Genomic DNA, 17,983 nt, shown 5'->3' on the forward strand with positions numbered 1-17,983 from the left:
TAATCTAGTTATCATGCTTTCATAAAAACTGCTGTTTATACTAGAGAGAAAGGGGGGATAGAGCATGCGTAAAAATATAATCTGGGTGATTGGCGGTCTGATGGTGCTTGGTATTATTGGTTTAACCGTATATCAGACTAATGCTACATCTTCTAATCCGGATCTAAGCAGAGAGGAAATCAGTAACCTTGTCACTGCCCAATATCCCGGTCAACACACAGAACCTGAATTGAGTGTGGAGAATGGGGAACCGGTTTATCAGATGGAAATCACGCAGAATCAAGGTGTCTATTCCTTAAAATTAAATGGAGATACAGGGCAGGTAATTGATTTGACAGCTACGGAAAAAACAGCTGAACATCATCAAGAGAAAGAAACAGAAAACGATACAGAGCCTGCAAAAGAAGGTGAAAATGAAAATCCAGAATCAAATGAGGACACAGAAACTGCCGAAGAAAAAACAGACAGTAATGCTGATAATCAAGCGGCAGAAAATGATGCTGTGATATCACATGAAGAAGCAATGGAAATTGCCAAAAAAGAATTCCCGGGAGAAGTCACAGATTTGGAAATGGATTCGGATGACGACATTTTAGTTTATGAAATCGAAATTATCAATGGAGAAGATGAAGCTACGATTGAAATTAATGCTTATACGGGGAATGTTGTTTCATTGGAAATTGATTTAGATGATTAAAAGTATTATAAAGAAATCCAAACGTATTCTCCTTGAAAGAAATGTGAGAGGTAAACGTTTGGATTTTTAATGAATGAAGAATTTTAGTTGGTAATATGACTAATAAATAGATTCTGTCTCATTCCAAAATAATTCTTTTGGCACATAAGCGTAGCCTTCCATCAAACGACGGGAGGTTCTAGCTACAGCTGTTTTGTTAAATTGAACCAGTTGACCATTGTCTTTACAGTCGATAGAAAATTCCATAGACCCTGATGGATGGCCAATAATAACTTCATTATAATAAGGATTAGTACTGCATTCATAAACTATGGTTCCCGTCAATTTTGCAGCAGCTGCTGTACAGATTCCGCCAGTAACGGGAAATGTTTTATGCATTTTTTGCATAGACATTGCGCGAGCTGTTAAATGAATTGTTTGATGCTCTATGATATCTCCATGTATATTTGTGTATGTCTGTGACGGAGAAACCATAATAATTTTAGGACTTGATGGGGTTACCTTTGTCGCATCTTCCACACTTTCTACAAAACCTATTTTTTTAGCAGCGGATGAACGGATTATTTCCAAAGTATTCAGCTGCTTTGCTGTTAAATCAGTATGCATCTCTGTTCCAGTAAGGCCTAATTGCTCCGCTTGAATAAATACTGCTGGTGCAGCTATATCAACTATACTGACATTAAAATCTCCCGCTTTTGTATGAAGGATTTCTTTTCGATTACCTGTAGGAAAAAGCTTCCCAGTTTTTGCACCATCAGCATGAAGAAAATTTAAATCTATTTTTGCTCCTTTTCCTGGTACACCATCGATAGTATAGTCTCCTTCAGATACTGATTTTCCAGAGCTGACTGGAACACGAGCTTCAATTATCGTATTTGTATTTGTATTAAAAATCCTTACCTTTGTGTATGGTTTTTGTACAGCAACCAAACCTTCATCGACGGCGAAAGGCCCAACACCGCTTAAAATATTTCCACAGTTTGAATTATAGTCAATTTTCCCTGTTCCAATGCCAACCTGTCCAAATGTAAATTCGATATCTGCATCAGGTCTAGTAGAGACACTTATAATAGCCAGCTTACTAGTTAGTGAATCTGCTCCTCCTAATCCATCAATTTGTCTTTCATCTGTCCCGCCATAGATGGAAAGAATTACTCTGTCTCTAACTTCTGGGTCATCAGGCAAATCGTTTTTTAAGATAAAAACACCTTTGCTTGTTCCACCACGTATAATTACTGAACGTATTTTTTCATAATCTCTCATAAATCATTCTCCTTTGCTTAAAATCCAATTAAATTTGTCGGCCAATAAATATCAAGAGCTGAACTCAACAGGGAGACGCAAATAAGAACAAAAACTACAGAAATCCCGGCTGATAGCAGTTTCATTTTTGATTCGAAAATTAGGAATGTAAATAAGAATATAACTGTTGCTAACAATAATCCTCCGATAAAAATAAGCAATAAGTAACCAATCACCCATCCGATATATTTAAGCGGTTGTAATAAAGGAAGAATTGTTTGATTTTCCTCTTTTCTCTGTTGTTTATAGATTGTAAATACCTGAGCTATGAAATAAACAAACGTTAATATTACACCAGCAACAGAAATATAGAGAGGGAAAAATTGTGCTAATTTACTAAAGGTCAATGCTTCAATTAAAGTAAATGTAAATAAGGAAAAAAGAAATCCGCTAAAAATAAGATTAAGATAATCTTTGTTCATTTTATATTCCCCCTTTACTTTCAAATTTTTTACTAAAACGTTTCATGATTGTTCCTCCTGCAAGAAGAAGCACGATAATAATGGCAAGTGCAATGACTAGTGGATTTGTAAGCCATTCCCATCCGTACCTTTCAATGGATATCCAGTAATATCTTTCAGCAGGGAGGGCGAGCACAAAACCAATAAGTAATGGAGGACGCGGCCAATCTAAGATTGTCATAACGTAACCAAGTAAGCCGATAACAACAAATACAATCAAATCTCCCCATGACATCGTACTTTGGTAGGCACCTACCACTAATAAAACTAAAAGAAAGGGAACAATTTTTTCTCCTGGAACTAAACTGATTTTGGAGATAGGTCGAACTAACAACATACATAATAATGCACCGAAAATATTTGCAAATACGAGCGTCCATACAATAGATAAGGTTACAGGAAGATCGTCAGACAACATTTTCGGTCCTGCTTCCAGACCCATGAGTGTAAGCCCCCCCAGCAGGATTGCGGTAGTTCCACTGCCTGGTATTCCGAAAAGTAATGTTGGGACAAGAGAGCCTCCTTCTTTAGCATTATTGGCACTTTCTGGAGCAATTACGCCTCGGATATCACCGCTGCCAAAATAATTATTTTTAACAGTTTTTTGCCCCGCACCATAAGCAATCCAGTCGACAACGCTACCGCCGAGTCCTGGGATAAATCCGATTAGAGCACCAATAACTGCACTGCGAAATACTAAAAATTTATTTTTCAGCGCATCCATAACTCCCTTTAGAATGCCGCTTTGCAATTTAGCGTGACTTGATACACTTCCTTTGTCTGTTAGCATTGTAATAAGAATCGGGAATGCAAAGATAGCCATTGCAACAACGGGTAAAGAAATCCCTTGTGTTAAATAAAGTGTATCCAATGTATATCTGTACTCAGGAACTGCCGGTGCGCTTCCTACAGCGCCAATAAGCAAACCAAGAATCCCGGAGATGATTCCTTTTATTGGTGATTTTCCTGCTAATAATCCTGCCATACTAAGGCCTAACATTGTCAGCATGAATAATTCGGGTGAGCTGAATGAGGTAATTAATGGTCTGGCAAAAGGAATTGTTAAATAAAGCGCAATTCCGCCAATAACACCTCCAATCATGGAGGAGAAAAAGGATGCGCCCATTGCTCTAGAAGCTTCACCTTTTTTTGTTAATGGGTATCCATCCATAATGGTTGCTTGAGAACCGGAAGTCCCTGGTATACCAAATAGTATGGAAGGGAAGGTATCTCCTGTATGAATTACAGCAATCATTCCAATTAAAAGAGCCATTCCAACATATGGTTCCAGTCCGAAAACGAATGGAAGCAGTAAAGACATACCAACTGTTCCGCTTAAACCTGGCAGTAATCCAACAATGACTCCAATTCCAATACCTAAAAACATATAGATTAGTCTTGAAGGATCTAATACGATCATTAAAGCTTCGATTGCACTTTCAATCATGAAATTACTCCTTTCTATAGCTTATTAATGTCAATATCATAATGGAGTTGTAAATATTCAATGATCCATTTTTTGGTATCTGGTGAAATGGAGAAGGACTGTTCAATTTGATTATTTAATTCCTCTCCCACAAAGGCATCATACCCTTCAAGAATATCCTGTGATTCTTCTTCAAAGCTCGTATCTTCAATTAAATTTTCCATTCCTTGCTGCAGTATTTTTTGGGAATGGTTTGGTGCGTCTTTGTGTACCCAAATAACTTTGTTTAAGCTATAGGAAGCAGCCACGGTTTGCTTATAAGCTTCCCATGCTTCTCCGCTGGGTTCTGTTCCATAGATATCGATATAAATTTCTTCAATAGTAGGAAGCTCGGGAAATTGCGGATCTCTAATAAGATTCCCATCTTGATCCACTTGACCTAAACTATATAAAGGAACAGCATTTCCTTCTTCTACTAAATTTTCTACATTACTTTTATAGGCAGAAGTGGTTTGGTAATCAATATTGCTTTCTCCTTGTTCAAAAGCAACGCGTGATGGACCACGGCCTTCATAACCTAATACAGCTTTGACATCCATCTCTAAAACTTCAAAAGACAGCAGGGTTACCAAGTCCAGTCCAGTTGGCGAAATGCCTGCATAATATAGTTCATTCTCTAAAGAAAGCAAGTTTTCCATTCCGTCCTTTGCAAGTTCCGGTTTTGTATAAACGATCCCCCCTGATGGAGCACCTATTAATGGGGTGAAATCATCTAAATCATAATCTACAGAAGACTGCTCCAATATAAACGGAACGTGTGACGAGGCACTGGAGGTAAGAATATTGAATCCATTTGGCGAACGAGAATTAGCATATTCATTCGTTCCGGTAATACTTGCACCTCCAGGAATATTTTCTACCTGGACTCGGGGCTCCCCTTCAATATGTTTGGCAAAGTAAGGTGTCATAAATCTAGCAAAAACATCTGTTCCTCCTCCAGCCTGAAAAGGAACAACAAACGAAATTGTTTCTCCATCATAAGAAGTACTTGCATTTTTATCATTCTCTGTTCCTGTTGCTTCCATGGTGTTACAGCCTATTAGCATGGCACTCATCAAGAGTAATAAGATATAAAAAAGATTTATTTTCAAAAGATTCATCCCTTTCCAAATAATAATTGTTTTTATAGTAAACGCTTTCAGAGAATAAGTAAAATAATGATATTTTATTTATCTTCATAAAAAAACTTGATAACCTATGATGTTTTCTACATAATGGGATTTAAATAAATCCAGAGGAGGAATAAGATGGAACAAAAAGATTGGATTTTATTGAAAACGCTTCATGAGGAAAAAAATATGACTCGTACAGCAGAAAAATTATTTGTATCTCAACCATCTTTAAGTTATAGACTCAAAAATTTAGAAGGGAATTTAGGGGTAAGAATTTTTTTTAAAACAAAAAATGGAATAGAATTTACTTCTGAAGGAGAGTATTTAGTGAATTATTCTCGAGAAATGCTTAAACAGTTTCAGTTTGTGAAAGATACAATGAGTAATATGAAAGATGAGGTGTCTGGAACCCTGCGAATAGGCGTATCCAGTAATTTTGCCCAGTACTTGCTGCCAAGAGTATTGAAGGATTTTTCTAATAATTTTCCGAATGTTCGGTTTAATGTTAAAACTGGCTGGAGTACACAGGTTATTGAATTTCTTAATAATTCCAGTGTTCATGTAGGCATCTTAAGAAATATACGAGGATGGCATGGAGAAAAAATACTTTTAAAGAGAGAAGCGCTATATCTTATTTCTAAAGAAAAAATAAATATGGATTTTTTACCAGAATATCGCTTGATTAATTATAATACTGACAGCTCATTGAAAGAGAGCATTACAACCTGGTGGGCAGATCAGTTTTCAGAACCTGCGAATATTGAAATGGAAGTAGATCGGCTTGAAACATGTAAAGAAATGGTGAAAAATAATTTGGGTTTTGCTATTGTTCCCGGGATATGTTTGAAACAAGATGATGATTTATACCAGCAGGCAATTTATTTTAAAGATGGAACATTGGTTACAAGAGAAACTTGGCTTGTTTATAACCAATTATTTGAAAATTTGTCAGTAGTTAAGCATTTTGTAAACTATTTAAAACAATGGAATGAAGAAGATTAAATTTATTTATCGTCTTATTAAAGAAAAAAGTATTAGACGTTTATTAAAAGATAAATTATGTTAAAAGCCAAAGCGTGAAAAGGAGGAAAAGAATGACATTATATAAACTTGGTTTATTAGAAGGAGATGGAATTGGTCCAGAAATTGTCCATGCAACTGCTCGTGTAGTAAATGCAGCTATTAAAAAGCAGAAAGTTGAGATCAAATGGGTCCAGCTTCTAGTTGGTTGGAAAGGAATCCGGGAAGCAGGACACCCGCTCCCCGATGAGACGATTGCAGCTTTAAAGCAATGTCATGGATGGATTTTAGGACCACACGATTCTGCATCTTATCCTGAGAGGTTTAAAGCAATGCGTAATCCTAGCGGTGAATTACGGCATCGATTTGATTTATTTGCGAATATTCGTCCGACAAAAACGTTCCCTGGCATTCATGGAGTAGTGAAGGAAGCGGACCTGATTATTTACAGAGAAAATACAGAAGGTTTTTACGTGGATCGGAATATGTTTCAAGGGGTAGGAGAGTTTCAGGTTACCCGGGATGTTGTACTTACTACAGGGGTCTTCACCAGGCAAGCTATTGAAAGAATTGCTCATGCTGCTTTTCAAAAAGCGATGCAACGAAAAAAAAAGGTGAGCATTGTTCACAAAGCAAATGTAATTCGTATGGGGTCAGGCATGTTTTTGGAAGTATGTAAAGAGGTTGCGAAGAATTATCCAGAGGTGCAAGTAGATGATTATCATATAGATGCAATGTGTGCCCATATTGTTCGGCGAATGTCAGACTTTGATATCATTGTGGCGGAAAATATGTTTGGAGATATTCTATCTGACTTAACTGGTGAATTAATTGGAAGTTTAGGGCTTGCACCTTCTATTAATGCTAATAAGGATGTTGCCATGGCGCAAGCAGCTCATGGATCTGCGCCGGATATAGCAGGGAAAGATCTTGCTAATCCAATCGGGATGATGCTTTCTACTGCTCTTTTATTAGAATGGATGAGCAAAAGATTTGCTGATTCCAGATTAAAAAAGGCAGGAGTAATAATAGAAAAAAGTTTATATCAAACATTAGCTGATGGTGTAAAAACAAAAGATCTAGGAGGAAATAAAGGAACCGGAGCTTTCACAAATGAACTATTGACAAGACTCAAGTCATAAAAAAAATTTATCAACTATACTAAAAAAACAGTATTTTATTTATCTTTTAAGAAGTATTATACTCAGTGTAAATTATAAATAATTTATGGGAGGACAATATGAATAGAAAAGATAACCAGAAATTCGATGTAGTTGTTGTAGGCACTGGAAATGCGGCACTTTGCTCAGCTATTGCTGCGAAGGAAAATGGAGTTAATGTTCTTGTTTTGGAGCGCGGACCCAAGGAGAAACGTGGTGGGAATTCTTTTTTTACAGATGGAGCAATACGTTTTGCTTATCAAGACAAACATGCGTTGAAATCAATTTTAACACAACTAACACCAGAAGAATTCGAAAAAATAAGTATACCAGAATATCAAGAAACTGATTTTCTTCAAGACATTATAGCAGTAACAGAAGGAAAAAGTGATCCCGAGCTATCTAAACAGTTAGTTGAAAAATCTTATGAGACAATTGAATGGATGAAGCAGCAAGGTGTAGGATTCGAACTGAATGAAAACCAGTCATTTGATAACAATGGCGTCCGTCATTTTTGGGGAGGATTGCCAGTAAAAACATATCGTAAAGGTATCGGATTAGTTGAGGCTTTATTTCAAAAGCTGGAAATGCTTGAAGTAGAGATTCAATATGATTCAAGAGCTCTTCAACTAGAAATTGAAAATAATAAAGTAAGCGGTATCATTGTTGAAGAAAATGGGTTAAGAAAGAAAATTCCTGCAAAGGCTGTGGTCTTGGCATGCGGCGGCTTTGAAGCAAACAAGGAAAAACGCATGAAGTATCTGGGCGAAGAATGGGGGGCAGCGATTGTCCGTGGAAGTGAATTCAATACAGGTGATGGGCTGGACATGGCAATAGAAGCGGGCGCACAACCTTATGGTGATTGGTCAAGCTGTCATGCACATACCACAGATTTTCAAGCTCCAAAAGTTGGTGATTATAAAAAACCTGGTGATATTTATAAGAAATCCTCGTATCCTCTTGGCTTAATTGTAAACGCAAATGGAGAACGTTTTGTTGACGAAGGAGCAGATTTTAGAAATTATACTTATGCAAAATATGGAAAAGAAACACTTCGTCAACCAAAACAAAAGGCGTTTCAAGTATTTGATAATCAGGTACGTCCATTGTTAAGAACGGAATATAATCTAGAAGAAGCAACCTGTTTAAAAGCTGACTCGATAGAAGAATTGGCTGAAAAAATAGGTGTAGACAAAAATAAATTTTTAGAGACTATAAGAGATTATAATGACGCTGTACAGGATGGAGATTATAACCCGGCAATCAAAGATGGTAAGGGGACAAAAGGAATTACACCTCCGAAAAGCAACTGGGCTTTGTCTTTTCAACAAGCACCATTCTATGCTTATCCAGTTACTTGTGGAATTACCTTTACTTTTGGAGGCATTCAAGCCAATAAGCATAGCAAGGTATTAGACGAAAATCAAAATCCAATTCCGGGATTATTTGCTGCAGGGGAAATGATAGGCGGTCTATTTTATGGGAATTACCCTGGTGGTTCAGGTTTAATGTCTGGGGCTGTTTTTGGGAAACTAGCAGGAGAATCAGCAGCAAGCTATGCGGAGCAGTTTGATGAAGTAATCAGTAAATAAGCAGTTGATTTGATAACAACAAAGCTCATATCCAAATAACTGCAATTTCTATTTGAGGGTATTTTCCAAATAACTTATTTCTCATGAAATTCTAATCTTACTCAAAGGGTGTTGTCATTATTAACGGGTAAGATGTAGTTAATAAGAAATAAGGAGGAAAAAATAAATGAATAAAAAAATTGGAATGTTTGCAGGAGCGGTTGTATTAGCAGGAGTTGTCGGAACAGGAATTTACCATGCAGAAGCAGCAAGTTCAAACGAAGGAGAACCCCAAATTGTTGAAGCAGGCAGCTTAAACATGGAGGACGCAACGAAGAAATTGGAAGAGGAATATCAAGGTAAGGTTAAAGAAATGGAACTGGATCGAGAAGGAGATAAGTCCTTTTATGAAGCAGAAATTATTGTCGAAAACCAAGAATACGATGTGAAGATGGATGCTGAGTCAGGTGAAGTGGTTTATGAAGAAATAGACGATAAGGATAGACATGATGATGACAGAAATGATGATGATGTAAATCTGGAAGAGAACCAGCAGGACACAGCGGCAGCAAATGAAAACAATGATAATAAAGAGAATATCATAGCACAAGAAGAAGCAATTCAGATTGCAAAGCAGGAATTTGATGGAGACGTTACAGAAATGGAATTAGATTATGATGATGGCAGATATGTTTATGAACTGGAACTTGTTAATGGACAGCAAGAAGCAGATTTTGACATTCATGCTGAAACAGGAGATATTCTATCTTTAGAAATCGATTATGAAGATGATTGATAAAAAATAAATTTAAAATACAGGTGATAAAAAGGAGGGCGATTTTAGTCCTCTTTTTTGGCAGTTAAAAAAGTATAAACTTTCTTACTACATAAGTGTAACTAAGGTCGTCGCCTAAGGGCTTGGTAACAACCAAGTTTTCTAACGTAAAAGAGTTTCATATATGAGGAAAAAGGGTAATAAAAAATTGATAAATAATTAAGAAGGGATTGATTAGGAGGATTTGTATGAAGAAGGTTACATTATTTATCAGCGAAGGTAGTCAAGCATCGGAAAAGGTAAAAGCATTTCTAGATAAGAATGATGTTACTTATGAACTAAAAAACGTGACAGAAAATAAAATGTATTTAAAGGAATTACAGGAAATGAAGATTTTTGGGACACCGACTCTGTTTATTGATGGTAAGAAAATAGAGGGAAATCAAGAGAATAAAATTCTTTATGAATTAGGATTAGCTAATAATTTGAGTGAGGATGCTTATTTTTTTGAAAATGTGTCCAAAGATGGTTAAGGGCTATGCACGTATCAGCTTTCATTTGCATAAAATGGTAGTAATCTAAAACGTAAATGTAAAGGTTCAATGGTGATGAAAAGAGCCGAATCTACCATGGTCTTAGACGTTCAGGGAATGCCTCGAAAAAAACAACTACCATACAGTATATTTTATAATAGAAATTCCTTTTCCCGAAACGTCATTATAAAAAGGCAAAAGAAGGTGAGAAATGTGCAATATCGAAATTTCCCCCCTAATGGATTTAGTAGAAATAATCCTTATGCACCAGTTTCTTCAACTATTAACCAGCACAATGAAAGACAAGAGCTTACTCCATATGAATTATTTTCAAAACCAGAATTACCGACACAGTATTTAATGTCGCAGCAGCAAATCCAGTCACAGCCAGGTGCAGGCGCCGGCGGAACAAATGAAAATAACCCGTTTAATTTTGATACAATGATTAGCAAAGTAAGTCAGTTAGCAAGTACTTATCATCAAGTTTCCCCGATTGTGAAGCAATTTGGTACGTTTGTAAAAGGGTTCATGTAGGTATATATCAGCCCGATTTAGAAATGATAAGGTTAACCTCCTGCTCTGTGTATCACAGGAGGAGATTCCATTAAGTTTAATTTTATAAAGGGAGTAGAAAATCATGATAGGATGTTTAATTATTCATGGGTATACTGGAGGGCCCTATGAAGTGGAACCATTGGCAAATTATTTAAGAGACAGCACAGATTGGCATATTGAAGTGCCGACTTTGCCTGGTCACGGTACAGAATTAAATTTGAAAGATGCTTCGTATAAAAGATGGATTCAAGCAGCGGAAGAAGAACTTCAGAAACTGATTGACCAGTTTGATACCATTTATGTTATCGGATTTTCTATGGGCGGGATGATTGCTTCCTATTTAGCAGCTAAATATGATATTGCTAAGCTTGTCCTGCTCGCTACATCCGGTAAATATCTATCCTTAAAACAAATAAGCTTAGATGTTGCTGCAGTAGTTGGCGATGGAATACGCGGAACATTAAAAGAAAATCAATTATTCAATCACTATAAAAGGAAAATGGGCGTTGTGCCGCTAAAAGCGCACTTTGAATTTATGAAGCTGATCCGGTTTACCAGAAAATATCTGGATAAGGTGAATTCTCCAGTGCTAATTGCCCAAGGACAGCTTGATGGCATGGTTCCTTATAAAACAGCATATTATCTTGATAAAGAAATTCACTCTGAAAAAAAGGAAGTAGTCTTTTTTGAAAGATCCAAACATTTAATTTGCCTGGGGACTGATAAAGACACATTAAACAATATGGTCTATGATTTTCTGATGGAATCATCTGCATAAAAAATGCTGGGACAAACTCCCAGCATTTTTTTAGTGTTTTTAATAATTAATTTTTGAAGAAAGAAATAACTAGCGCACCTTCACCGCCGTATGTGGAAATAAGCGGTCCTGATTCTTCTATAATAGCATCGTAAAAAGCGTATTTGCTGCGGATTTTCTCAAGTACATTTATCGCTCTTTCTTTATCCCGGCAATAGGTCATCGTAATGATTTTATTCTCGGTATTTTGTGTGTATTCACCGATTTGATCAACGAATCGTTTTAAAGATTTCTTCTCACCGCGTACTTTTTCTGCAACATCAATAGCGCCTTCCTCTGTTGCTTTCATCAATACTTTTATATTTAATGTCTTTGCGATTTTTCCCTTTATTTTTTCTAAACGGCCGCCAAGAACAAGATTATCTAAACTTTTTAATACAAATAAAGTCGCAGTTTGTTCAATGCGTTCTGTTAAATGATGGACGAGCTCTTCAAATGCGTATCCTTCCTCGATTTTCTTATTTGCTTCATGCATCAGCAGGCAGATACCGCAGGAAGCCGTCTTTGTATTAAGCACCTCAATAACACGCTCAGGCTCTTCTTCTAAGAGCATATTTTTTCCTGTCACAGCATTTGCGTAGGTGCTGCTTATTTCATTAGATATACTTAACATCAGAATCTGCTTTTCCGACGGGATTTTTTTATATGCTTCATAAAAATCGGAAGGACTCGGAGCTGCTGAACGCGGAACCTCTCCTAATCCCTTTACTTTCTGATGAAATAATTCAATATCCATTGTTTGTCCGCTTTTGTACTGTCCGTCACTAAAATGAAGATATAACGGAACGATTTCTACATGAAGTTTGTTTTGTAAGAATAGAGGCAGATCAGCAGAGCTGTCTGTCATGAATTGAATTGTCATTGATTCACCTGCTTTAATGCGTATTATTTGTGATTCTTTGTTGAAATAGTAACTTTATTTTTTCGTGATGTACTAAGGATAAATAAAAATAATCCAAATACAATAATGGTTCCTCCGAGAAATTGGGCCCAAGTCGGCGTCTCATTCAAGATAAAAAAAGCAAGGATGCTGGCGCCAATGGGTTCAAACACGATTGCCATGGAAATGGTAGATGTACTCAACCATTTCAGTGACCAATTAAAAAGAGAATGTCCCAAAAAGGTCGGTATGATTGCCAGGGCAATAAAAATCCACCAATGATTGGCAGGATAAGAGAAGAAACTCTCCTGCCGGATGAGATTAAACAGTGTTAGTATAACCGTACTGATACCATAGACAATAAATGTATAGGTAATTAAAGAAACATTTTTTCGTACATGCTGACCGGATAGAAAATAAATGGTGACAGCGATTGCTCCGAGTAATGCAAGCATGTCCCCGTAAATGACTTCTCCAGATAATTGAAAATCCCCTGAACCGATAATCAATCCGCCGAGTAAAACAATGAAGATGCTGATGATTGCACCAGATGAGAAACGCTCGCCGAAGATAAAGTAGGTCCCGATAAAAGCAAAAATCGGCTGAAGTGATATAAGTACAACGCTGCTGGCGACAGAAGTGTAATTGAGTGATTCAAACCACAAAATAAAATATAGCGCTAGAAAAATGCCGGCAAGAATGGAAAGCCACCAATTTTTTGTAGAAATTCGTTTAAACTCATGCTTGTAATGAAATAAAATAAAAGGCAATAAGAGTAAAACGGCAAATAAAAGACGATAGTTGGCGATAATAGAAGCAGGCGCTTCTGTTGCAAGCCGGACAAGAATTGCTGATGTAGATATAGAAAAAACCCCAATGACAACTGCTGCTTTAGGGTTGAAGGCGGACTGACGCATGGTGATAACTCCCTTTTTACATGTTCAATACGATGTATTTTTTCTTCTTTGGTGTTATATAAGTGCAATGTGAAAACTGAATGCAAGCGCATGATAATTTTTTAGAACCTTCATTGGAGAAGTGAGGAATCTTTAATGAAAAGAAACTGGGAATTCTTAGTGCATACGCATACATAACTAATTACATTTTATCATGATACGAAAAAAAAATCATTTTAATCTGTGTACTGGATATATGGTATATAAGTATGGTATGATTAAGAAAGCATTTTTTAGGGGCCTCTTACCTTATTGAATTGGTTATGCCTTTTTTGTACTTTAAACGTTGATAATGAATAAGCGCTAAAATACGTTATTCGTTTAATTGCTGATGTGGAGTGAAATGTTCATTCAATCAGCAATTTTTAGGTAGTAAATCAGTAATTGTATAAAATATTTGAAGCGGACTTGATTTCAAAAGACTTTGCTTCTTTCACCGGAGTATTGATGATTTTTACTGATTTGTATAATAAAATGAAAAGTATGAGAAACTCTTTATAAGGCCTCTTTTGCAATAAAAAACAAAAAGGAGTCGACGATTACGTGACTAAATTTAACGAACTAGGCGTTTCTGCGCCAATAATGAAAGCTTTAGAAGAAATGGGGTTTGAAGAAGCTACCCCGATTCAAGCAGAAACGATTCCATACGCGCTGGAAGGACACGATGTGATTGGACAAGCGCAAACAGGTACAGGGAAAACCGCAGCATTCGGTATCCCATTGATTAATAAAATCGATCCAAAACTGAAAAAGGTTCAGGGTTTGATCGTTGCACCGACACGTGAGCTGGCAATTCAGGTAGCGGAAGAAATTAACCGTCTATCTAAATTCAAGCGGATACGGGCACTTGCTATTTTCGGTGGTTCTCCAATGGACCGCCAAATTCGAGCATTAAAAGACGGCCCTCAAATCGTTGTAGCAACACCAGGACGATTAATGGATCATATGCGCCGCAAAACGATTCGTATTGATGAAGTGCATACAGCAGTTCTCGATGAAGCAGATGAAATGCTGAACATGGGCTTTATTGATGATATTCGCGAAATTTTAAAAGGTATTCCAGAAGATAGACAAACATTGCTTTTCTCTGCAACTATGCCGAAGGAAATTCGTGATATTGCGACAACGCTTATGAAAGAGCCAAAGGAAGTTAAAGTAAAAGCGAAAGAAATGACAGTAGAGAACATTGATCAATATTTTATTGAGATTCCAGAGAAGTTTAAGTTTGAAACACTAAATAACCATTTGGATATCAATTCTCCTGAATTGGCTATCGTTTTTGCAAGAACGAAAAAACGTGTAGATGAAATCACTGAAGGGCTTCAAGCAAGAGGTTATCGCGCGGAAGGAATCCATGGAGACTTAACACAGGGTAAGCGTATGTCTGTATTGAATAAATTTAAACAGGGACGGGTAGACGTTCTTGTGGCAACAGACGTAGCAGCCCGCGGACTGGATATTTCCGGTGTAACACATGTGTACAATTTTGATATCCCACAAGATCCGGAAAGCTATGTTCACCGTATTGGAAGAACTGGGCGAGCTGGTAAAACAGGGGAAGCTATCTCCTTCATCACACCAAGAGAAATGGCTCATCTCAGCCTGATTGAAAAAACAACAAAAAGTAAAATGAAGCGTCTGACGCCTCCTACTAACCAGGATGCGCGACGCGGACAACAGCAAGTAACCATTGATAAAATGAAAAAGGCGATCGATCAAAAAGATTTGAACCCTTATTATGAAGCGGCGAAAGAATTACTTGATGATCATGATTCCGTTACGGTTATTGCTGCTGCAATCAGCATGATGACAAAAGAAAGAAGAGATACACCTGTACGCATTTCCTCTGCTGCACCAATCAGTGTGAAAAAAGCGAAAGAGGATAACCGTCGTGGAAATAATAAAAAACGTTATTATGGCGGACGTGGCCAAGGTGGACGCAATCAAGGCGGAAGAAACCAGGGCGGCAGAAACCGCAAAAATAATAAAGGGAATTTCCAGCGTAAAAGAAGAGACGACCGTTAATTTAATATCTGTATAAAAAAACATGAGGCAACGTTCTTACAAGAACAATGCCTCATGTTTTTAACTTTGGTGATAAACTTTAGCTCTTAAGACGGAATAACCGCAGCCTTAATGTGTTATAAAGGAACGCGTGATTCCAGTCTTGAAAGAGTATCGCAACGTCAGTAAACAAGCGTAAAAAGAAGCATTCACTTGTCTTTTAGTGAATGCTTCTTTTTAAATAAGATGTTTTTTATTCAGATAGCTCGGATAATGCATCCTGATCAGCGATAATCGTTACATTTGCATGCTTTTGTAAAATAGAAGCAGGGAAATCTTCTGTAACAGGTCCATTCACTAATTTATCTAACGCTTCTGCTTTTTGTGAACCAGAAACTAAGAGAATAATTTGTTTGGACTGCATAATCGTATCGATACCCATGGTAATAGCTTGTGTTGGTACATCATCGATGGAATCAAAGAAGCGAGCATTTGCTTGACGGGTGGATTCATCCAAGTCAATTACATGGGTTTGCATAGAAAATGGTGTTCCTGGTTCATTAAAACCGATATGTCCGTTTAAACCAATCCCTAAAATTTGAATATCAATGCCGTCAGCTTGTTTAATGGCCTTTTCATAGCTGTTGCATTCTTCCTGTAAATCATTTGCATCTCCATTTGGCAGGTTAACCTGTCCGCTATCAATATCAATATGATTGAACAGAAGATGATGCATATAATAGTAATAACTTTGATCATTTTCTTTGTTAAGTCCGACATACTCATCTAAATTGAAGGACGTCACATCTTTGAAAGAAACATTGCCTGCTTTGTGTTCTTTGATAATTTCTTCGTACAATCCTTCTGGTGTAGATCCAGTTGCTAAACCCAGCACACTGTTTGATTTCTCGTTTACTTGCTCTATCAGTTTTTTTGCTGCCAGCTGGCTCATCTCACTATAATTTTCTGCTCTGATAATATTCATTATGCTCCCCCTATAAGATAAATATAAATTATGATTTATCCTCATTATATAGTTTTTGCAATGCATCTGCCACTGCTTGTACCTGAGTTCCGACAATAATTTGCAAATTATTTTTACTTACTTGCTGAACACCGGGAACTCCTGTTTTCTTAATGCCATCCTGGTTTACTTTATCCATGTCCTGGATTTCCAGGCGCAGTCTGGTTGCGCAATTATCGATAGAATCAATATTTTCTTTTTTACCGAGATGTGTATAGATTGTTTCAGCCATTAATGTATGTTTGTCTTTAGCTTCATTGGCTGATTCAGGATTTGTAGTGGGTTCTTCAGCTAATTCATTATCATCCTGACGACCAGGCGTTTTCAAGTCTAATTTTACGATTAAAAAACGGAACAAGAAATAGTAAACAACAGCAAATGCAAGTCCTTGCAGGATGAGCATATAAGGCTGATTTGCCAATGGCAGCCGGAAGCTCAGGAAGTAGTCTACAAATCCTGCGCTAAACGTAAACCCTGCAGTCCATTGGAAGGCTGCTGCAATGAATAAGGACAGTCCGGTAAGTACAGCGTGAACAAAGTACAATACAGGGGCTAAGAACATAAAGGAAAATTCTAGCGGCTCTGTTACTCCTGTAAAGAATGAGGCAAAGCCAACTGCCATCAATAGTGATGCTGCTTGCTTACGCTGTTTTGTTCTTGCTGTATGATACATTGCAAGCGCAGCTGCTGGAAGACCAAACATCATAATCGGGAAAAATCCAGCCATGTATCTGCCTGTAACACCAGGTTCGCCATTGCCATCCCAAAAATTACCGATATCATTAATACCTGCTACATCAAACCAAAATACATTGTTCAATGCGTGGTGCAATCCCGTCGGTATTAATAAACGGTTAAAGAATCCGTATAGACCTGCGCCGGCAGCGCCTAAATTACTAATCATTGTTCCGAAGCTCACCAGCCAGCCATAAACAACCGGCCAAACAAAAAGAACAGCGATGGAAACGAGCAGCATAGTTGCCGCTGTTAAAATAGGTACAAGACGTTTCCCGCTGAAGAAAGCAAATGCGTCTGGCAATGAAACATGACTGAAGCGATTGTAAAGCGCTGCAGAAATAAGCCCGGCTAAAATTCCAATAAAAACATTTTCGATATTATCAAAAGCCATGTCTACCTGACTTAAATCAATCTGCAGTAAACTAGCGACGCTTTCTGATTCCAATACCTTCGTAATAACGAGATAGCCAACCAACCCGCTGAGCGCTGCGGCTCCGTCCTTTGCTTTTGTCATTCCTATTGCGACCCCGACTGCGAAAAGAATAGCCAGGGAGGAAAGGATAGCATCCCCGCCGCTGATTAGAAAAGCAGCAAAACGGCTGTCAGCTTCAAAGAAACTGTCTATCCAATGACCAATTCCCATAAGAACCGCCGCTGCAGGTAATACAGCAACTGGTAACATCAGTGATTTACCAAGGTTCTGTAAATATTTCATCATAATTTGTATCCTCCTATAATAATATTTAATACAATTATAGACGAAAAGAATACAAATTGTACATACATTTTTGAGATAGAAAAATGAAATACTTATAATAAAACACCTTGAAAGTATAATTTTTAATATTTGTAATTACAAATATTATGAAGAATTGTGTGTATTATCAGTTAT

General features: G+C 37.2%; 17 protein-coding genes. 9 read left to right on the forward strand and 8 right to left on the reverse strand.

Features of this window, described 5'->3' with window-relative positions; genetic code table 11:
- The first annotated feature begins 64 nt into the window (after positions 1-64).
- Positions 65-697 carry a PepSY domain-containing protein gene (locus MKY45_RS05475; RefSeq protein WP_256705789.1) on the forward strand — a complete coding sequence of 211 codons (633 nt, stop codon included), beginning with the start codon at positions 65-67 and terminating at the stop codon, positions 695-697.
- 99 nt (positions 698-796) lie between these two features.
- Here MKY45_RS05475 and MKY45_RS05480 read toward each other — a convergent pair whose 3' ends face one another.
- The 4 genes from MKY45_RS05480 to MKY45_RS05495 are packed head-to-tail and all read right to left on the reverse strand — an operon-like array spanning position 797 to position 5,037.
- The gene (locus MKY45_RS05480) at positions 797-1,960 is read right to left on the reverse strand and encodes a 2-methylaconitate cis-trans isomerase PrpF family protein (protein WP_193064402.1); all 1,164 of its coding nucleotides are present in this window, start codon (positions 1,958-1,960) and stop codon (positions 797-799) included.
- A 17-nt stretch (positions 1,961-1,977) separates the two neighbouring features.
- Positions 1,978-2,421 (reverse strand): tripartite tricarboxylate transporter TctB family protein, encoded by a 444-nt coding sequence (locus tag MKY45_RS05485; protein ID WP_256705790.1) that lies wholly within the window; start codon positions 2,419-2,421, stop codon positions 1,978-1,980.
- Between the two features lies 1 nt (position 2,422).
- On the reverse strand, positions 2,423-3,907 hold the full coding sequence (locus MKY45_RS05490) for a tripartite tricarboxylate transporter permease (RefSeq protein ID WP_193064400.1): 1,485 nt from the start codon (positions 3,905-3,907) through the stop codon (positions 2,423-2,425).
- Positions 3,908-3,921: 14 nt separating this feature from the next.
- Entirely contained in the window at positions 3,922-5,037 is a 1,116-nt protein-coding gene (locus MKY45_RS05495) for a hypothetical protein (protein ID WP_341172642.1), read from the reverse strand.
- 156 nt (positions 5,038-5,193) lie between these two features.
- Between MKY45_RS05495 and MKY45_RS05500 the strand changes: the two genes are divergently transcribed.
- The 7 genes from MKY45_RS05500 to MKY45_RS05530 all read left to right on the forward strand — a co-directional run bounded on the left by MKY45_RS05500 (position 5,194) and on the right by MKY45_RS05530 (position 11,450).
- A complete protein-coding gene (locus tag MKY45_RS05500) occupies positions 5,194-6,060 on the forward strand; it encodes a LysR family transcriptional regulator (RefSeq protein WP_289584746.1) in 867 nt (288 codons plus the stop codon).
- A 92-nt stretch (positions 6,061-6,152) separates the two neighbouring features.
- Positions 6,153-7,220 (forward strand): isocitrate/isopropylmalate dehydrogenase family protein, encoded by a 1,068-nt coding sequence (locus tag MKY45_RS05505; protein WP_341172643.1) that lies wholly within the window; start codon positions 6,153-6,155, stop codon positions 7,218-7,220.
- A gap of 98 nt (positions 7,221-7,318) precedes the next feature.
- A complete protein-coding gene (tcuA, locus tag MKY45_RS05510) occupies positions 7,319-8,830 on the forward strand; it encodes an FAD-dependent tricarballylate dehydrogenase TcuA (protein WP_256705792.1) in 1,512 nt (503 codons plus the stop codon).
- A gap of 166 nt (positions 8,831-8,996) precedes the next feature.
- On the forward strand, positions 8,997-9,605 hold the full coding sequence (locus MKY45_RS05515) for a PepSY domain-containing protein (protein WP_289584744.1): 609 nt from the start codon (positions 8,997-8,999) through the stop codon (positions 9,603-9,605).
- A gap of 227 nt (positions 9,606-9,832) precedes the next feature.
- Entirely contained in the window at positions 9,833-10,117 is a 285-nt protein-coding gene (locus MKY45_RS05520) for a glutaredoxin family protein (protein ID WP_042532390.1), read from the forward strand.
- Positions 10,118-10,330: 213 nt separating this feature from the next.
- Positions 10,331-10,651, forward strand: coding sequence for a hypothetical protein (locus tag MKY45_RS05525; protein WP_042532392.1), 321 nt, complete (start codon positions 10,331-10,333; stop codon positions 10,649-10,651).
- Positions 10,652-10,754: 103 nt separating this feature from the next.
- Entirely contained in the window at positions 10,755-11,450 is a 696-nt protein-coding gene (locus MKY45_RS05530) for an alpha/beta hydrolase (RefSeq protein ID WP_042532394.1), read from the forward strand.
- Positions 11,451-11,496: 46 nt separating this feature from the next.
- On the opposite strand, the gene MKY45_RS05535 is transcribed toward MKY45_RS05530, so the two are convergent.
- Both MKY45_RS05535 and MKY45_RS05540 read right to left on the reverse strand, forming a co-directional pair.
- Positions 11,497-12,351, reverse strand: coding sequence for a DegV family protein (locus tag MKY45_RS05535; RefSeq protein WP_341172644.1), 855 nt, complete (start codon positions 12,349-12,351; stop codon positions 11,497-11,499).
- 23 nt (positions 12,352-12,374) lie between these two features.
- A complete protein-coding gene (locus tag MKY45_RS05540) occupies positions 12,375-13,286 on the reverse strand; it encodes a DMT family transporter (protein WP_341172645.1) in 912 nt (303 codons plus the stop codon).
- 582 nt (positions 13,287-13,868) lie between these two features.
- Here MKY45_RS05540 and MKY45_RS05545 point away from each other — a divergent pair.
- Positions 13,869-15,350 carry a DEAD/DEAH box helicase gene (locus MKY45_RS05545; RefSeq protein WP_042532400.1) on the forward strand — a complete coding sequence of 494 codons (1,482 nt, stop codon included), beginning with the start codon at positions 13,869-13,871 and terminating at the stop codon, positions 15,348-15,350.
- Positions 15,351-15,582: 232 nt separating this feature from the next.
- On the opposite strand, the gene nagB is transcribed toward MKY45_RS05545, so the two are convergent.
- Together nagB and nagE are read right to left on the reverse strand one after the other, a co-directional pair.
- Positions 15,583-16,314, reverse strand: a complete 732-nt coding sequence (gene nagB / locus MKY45_RS05550; RefSeq protein WP_042532402.1) for a glucosamine-6-phosphate deaminase — start codon at positions 16,312-16,314, stop codon at positions 15,583-15,585.
- Positions 16,315-16,342: 28 nt separating this feature from the next.
- Positions 16,343-17,809, reverse strand: coding sequence for an N-acetylglucosamine-specific PTS transporter subunit IIBC (nagE, locus tag MKY45_RS05555; RefSeq protein WP_042532404.1), 1,467 nt, complete (start codon positions 17,807-17,809; stop codon positions 16,343-16,345).
- Positions 17,810-17,983 lie beyond the last annotated feature (174 nt).

Source organism: Oceanobacillus sp. FSL K6-0251 (genome assembly GCF_038004725.1).
Lineage (GTDB): Bacteria > Bacillota > Bacilli > Bacillales > Amphibacillaceae > Oceanobacillus > Oceanobacillus oncorhynchi.

Coding starts and splice junctions, on each gene's coding strand:
- MKY45_RS05505 (WP_341172643.1), top strand. CDS start 6,153: ATGACATTATATAAACTTGGTTTATTAGAAGGAGATGGAATTGGTCCA.
- MKY45_RS05485 (WP_256705790.1), bottom strand. CDS start 2,421: ATGAACAAAGATTATCTTAATCTTATTTTTAGCGGATTTCTTTTTTCC.
- nagE (WP_042532404.1), bottom strand. CDS start 17,809: ATGATGAAATATTTACAGAACCTTGGTAAATCACTGATGTTACCAGTT.
- nagB (WP_042532402.1), bottom strand. CDS start 16,314: ATGAATATTATCAGAGCAGAAAATTATAGTGAGATGAGCCAGCTGGCA.
- MKY45_RS05490 (WP_193064400.1), bottom strand. CDS start 3,907: ATGATTGAAAGTGCAATCGAAGCTTTAATGATCGTATTAGATCCTTCA.
- MKY45_RS05540 (WP_341172645.1), bottom strand. CDS start 13,286: ATGCGTCAGTCCGCCTTCAACCCTAAAGCAGCAGTTGTCATTGGGGTT.
- MKY45_RS05520 (WP_042532390.1), top strand. CDS start 9,833: ATGAAGAAGGTTACATTATTTATCAGCGAAGGTAGTCAAGCATCGGAA.
- MKY45_RS05530 (WP_042532394.1), top strand. CDS start 10,755: ATGATAGGATGTTTAATTATTCATGGGTATACTGGAGGGCCCTATGAA.
- MKY45_RS05480 (WP_193064402.1), bottom strand. CDS start 1,960: ATGAGAGATTATGAAAAAATACGTTCAGTAATTATACGTGGTGGAACA.
- MKY45_RS05515 (WP_289584744.1), top strand. CDS start 8,997: ATGAATAAAAAAATTGGAATGTTTGCAGGAGCGGTTGTATTAGCAGGA.
- MKY45_RS05535 (WP_341172644.1), bottom strand. CDS start 12,351: ATGACAATTCAATTCATGACAGACAGCTCTGCTGATCTGCCTCTATTC.
- tcuA (WP_256705792.1), top strand. CDS start 7,319: ATGAATAGAAAAGATAACCAGAAATTCGATGTAGTTGTTGTAGGCACT.
- MKY45_RS05475 (WP_256705789.1), top strand. CDS start 65: ATGCGTAAAAATATAATCTGGGTGATTGGCGGTCTGATGGTGCTTGGT.
- MKY45_RS05500 (WP_289584746.1), top strand. CDS start 5,194: ATGGAACAAAAAGATTGGATTTTATTGAAAACGCTTCATGAGGAAAAA.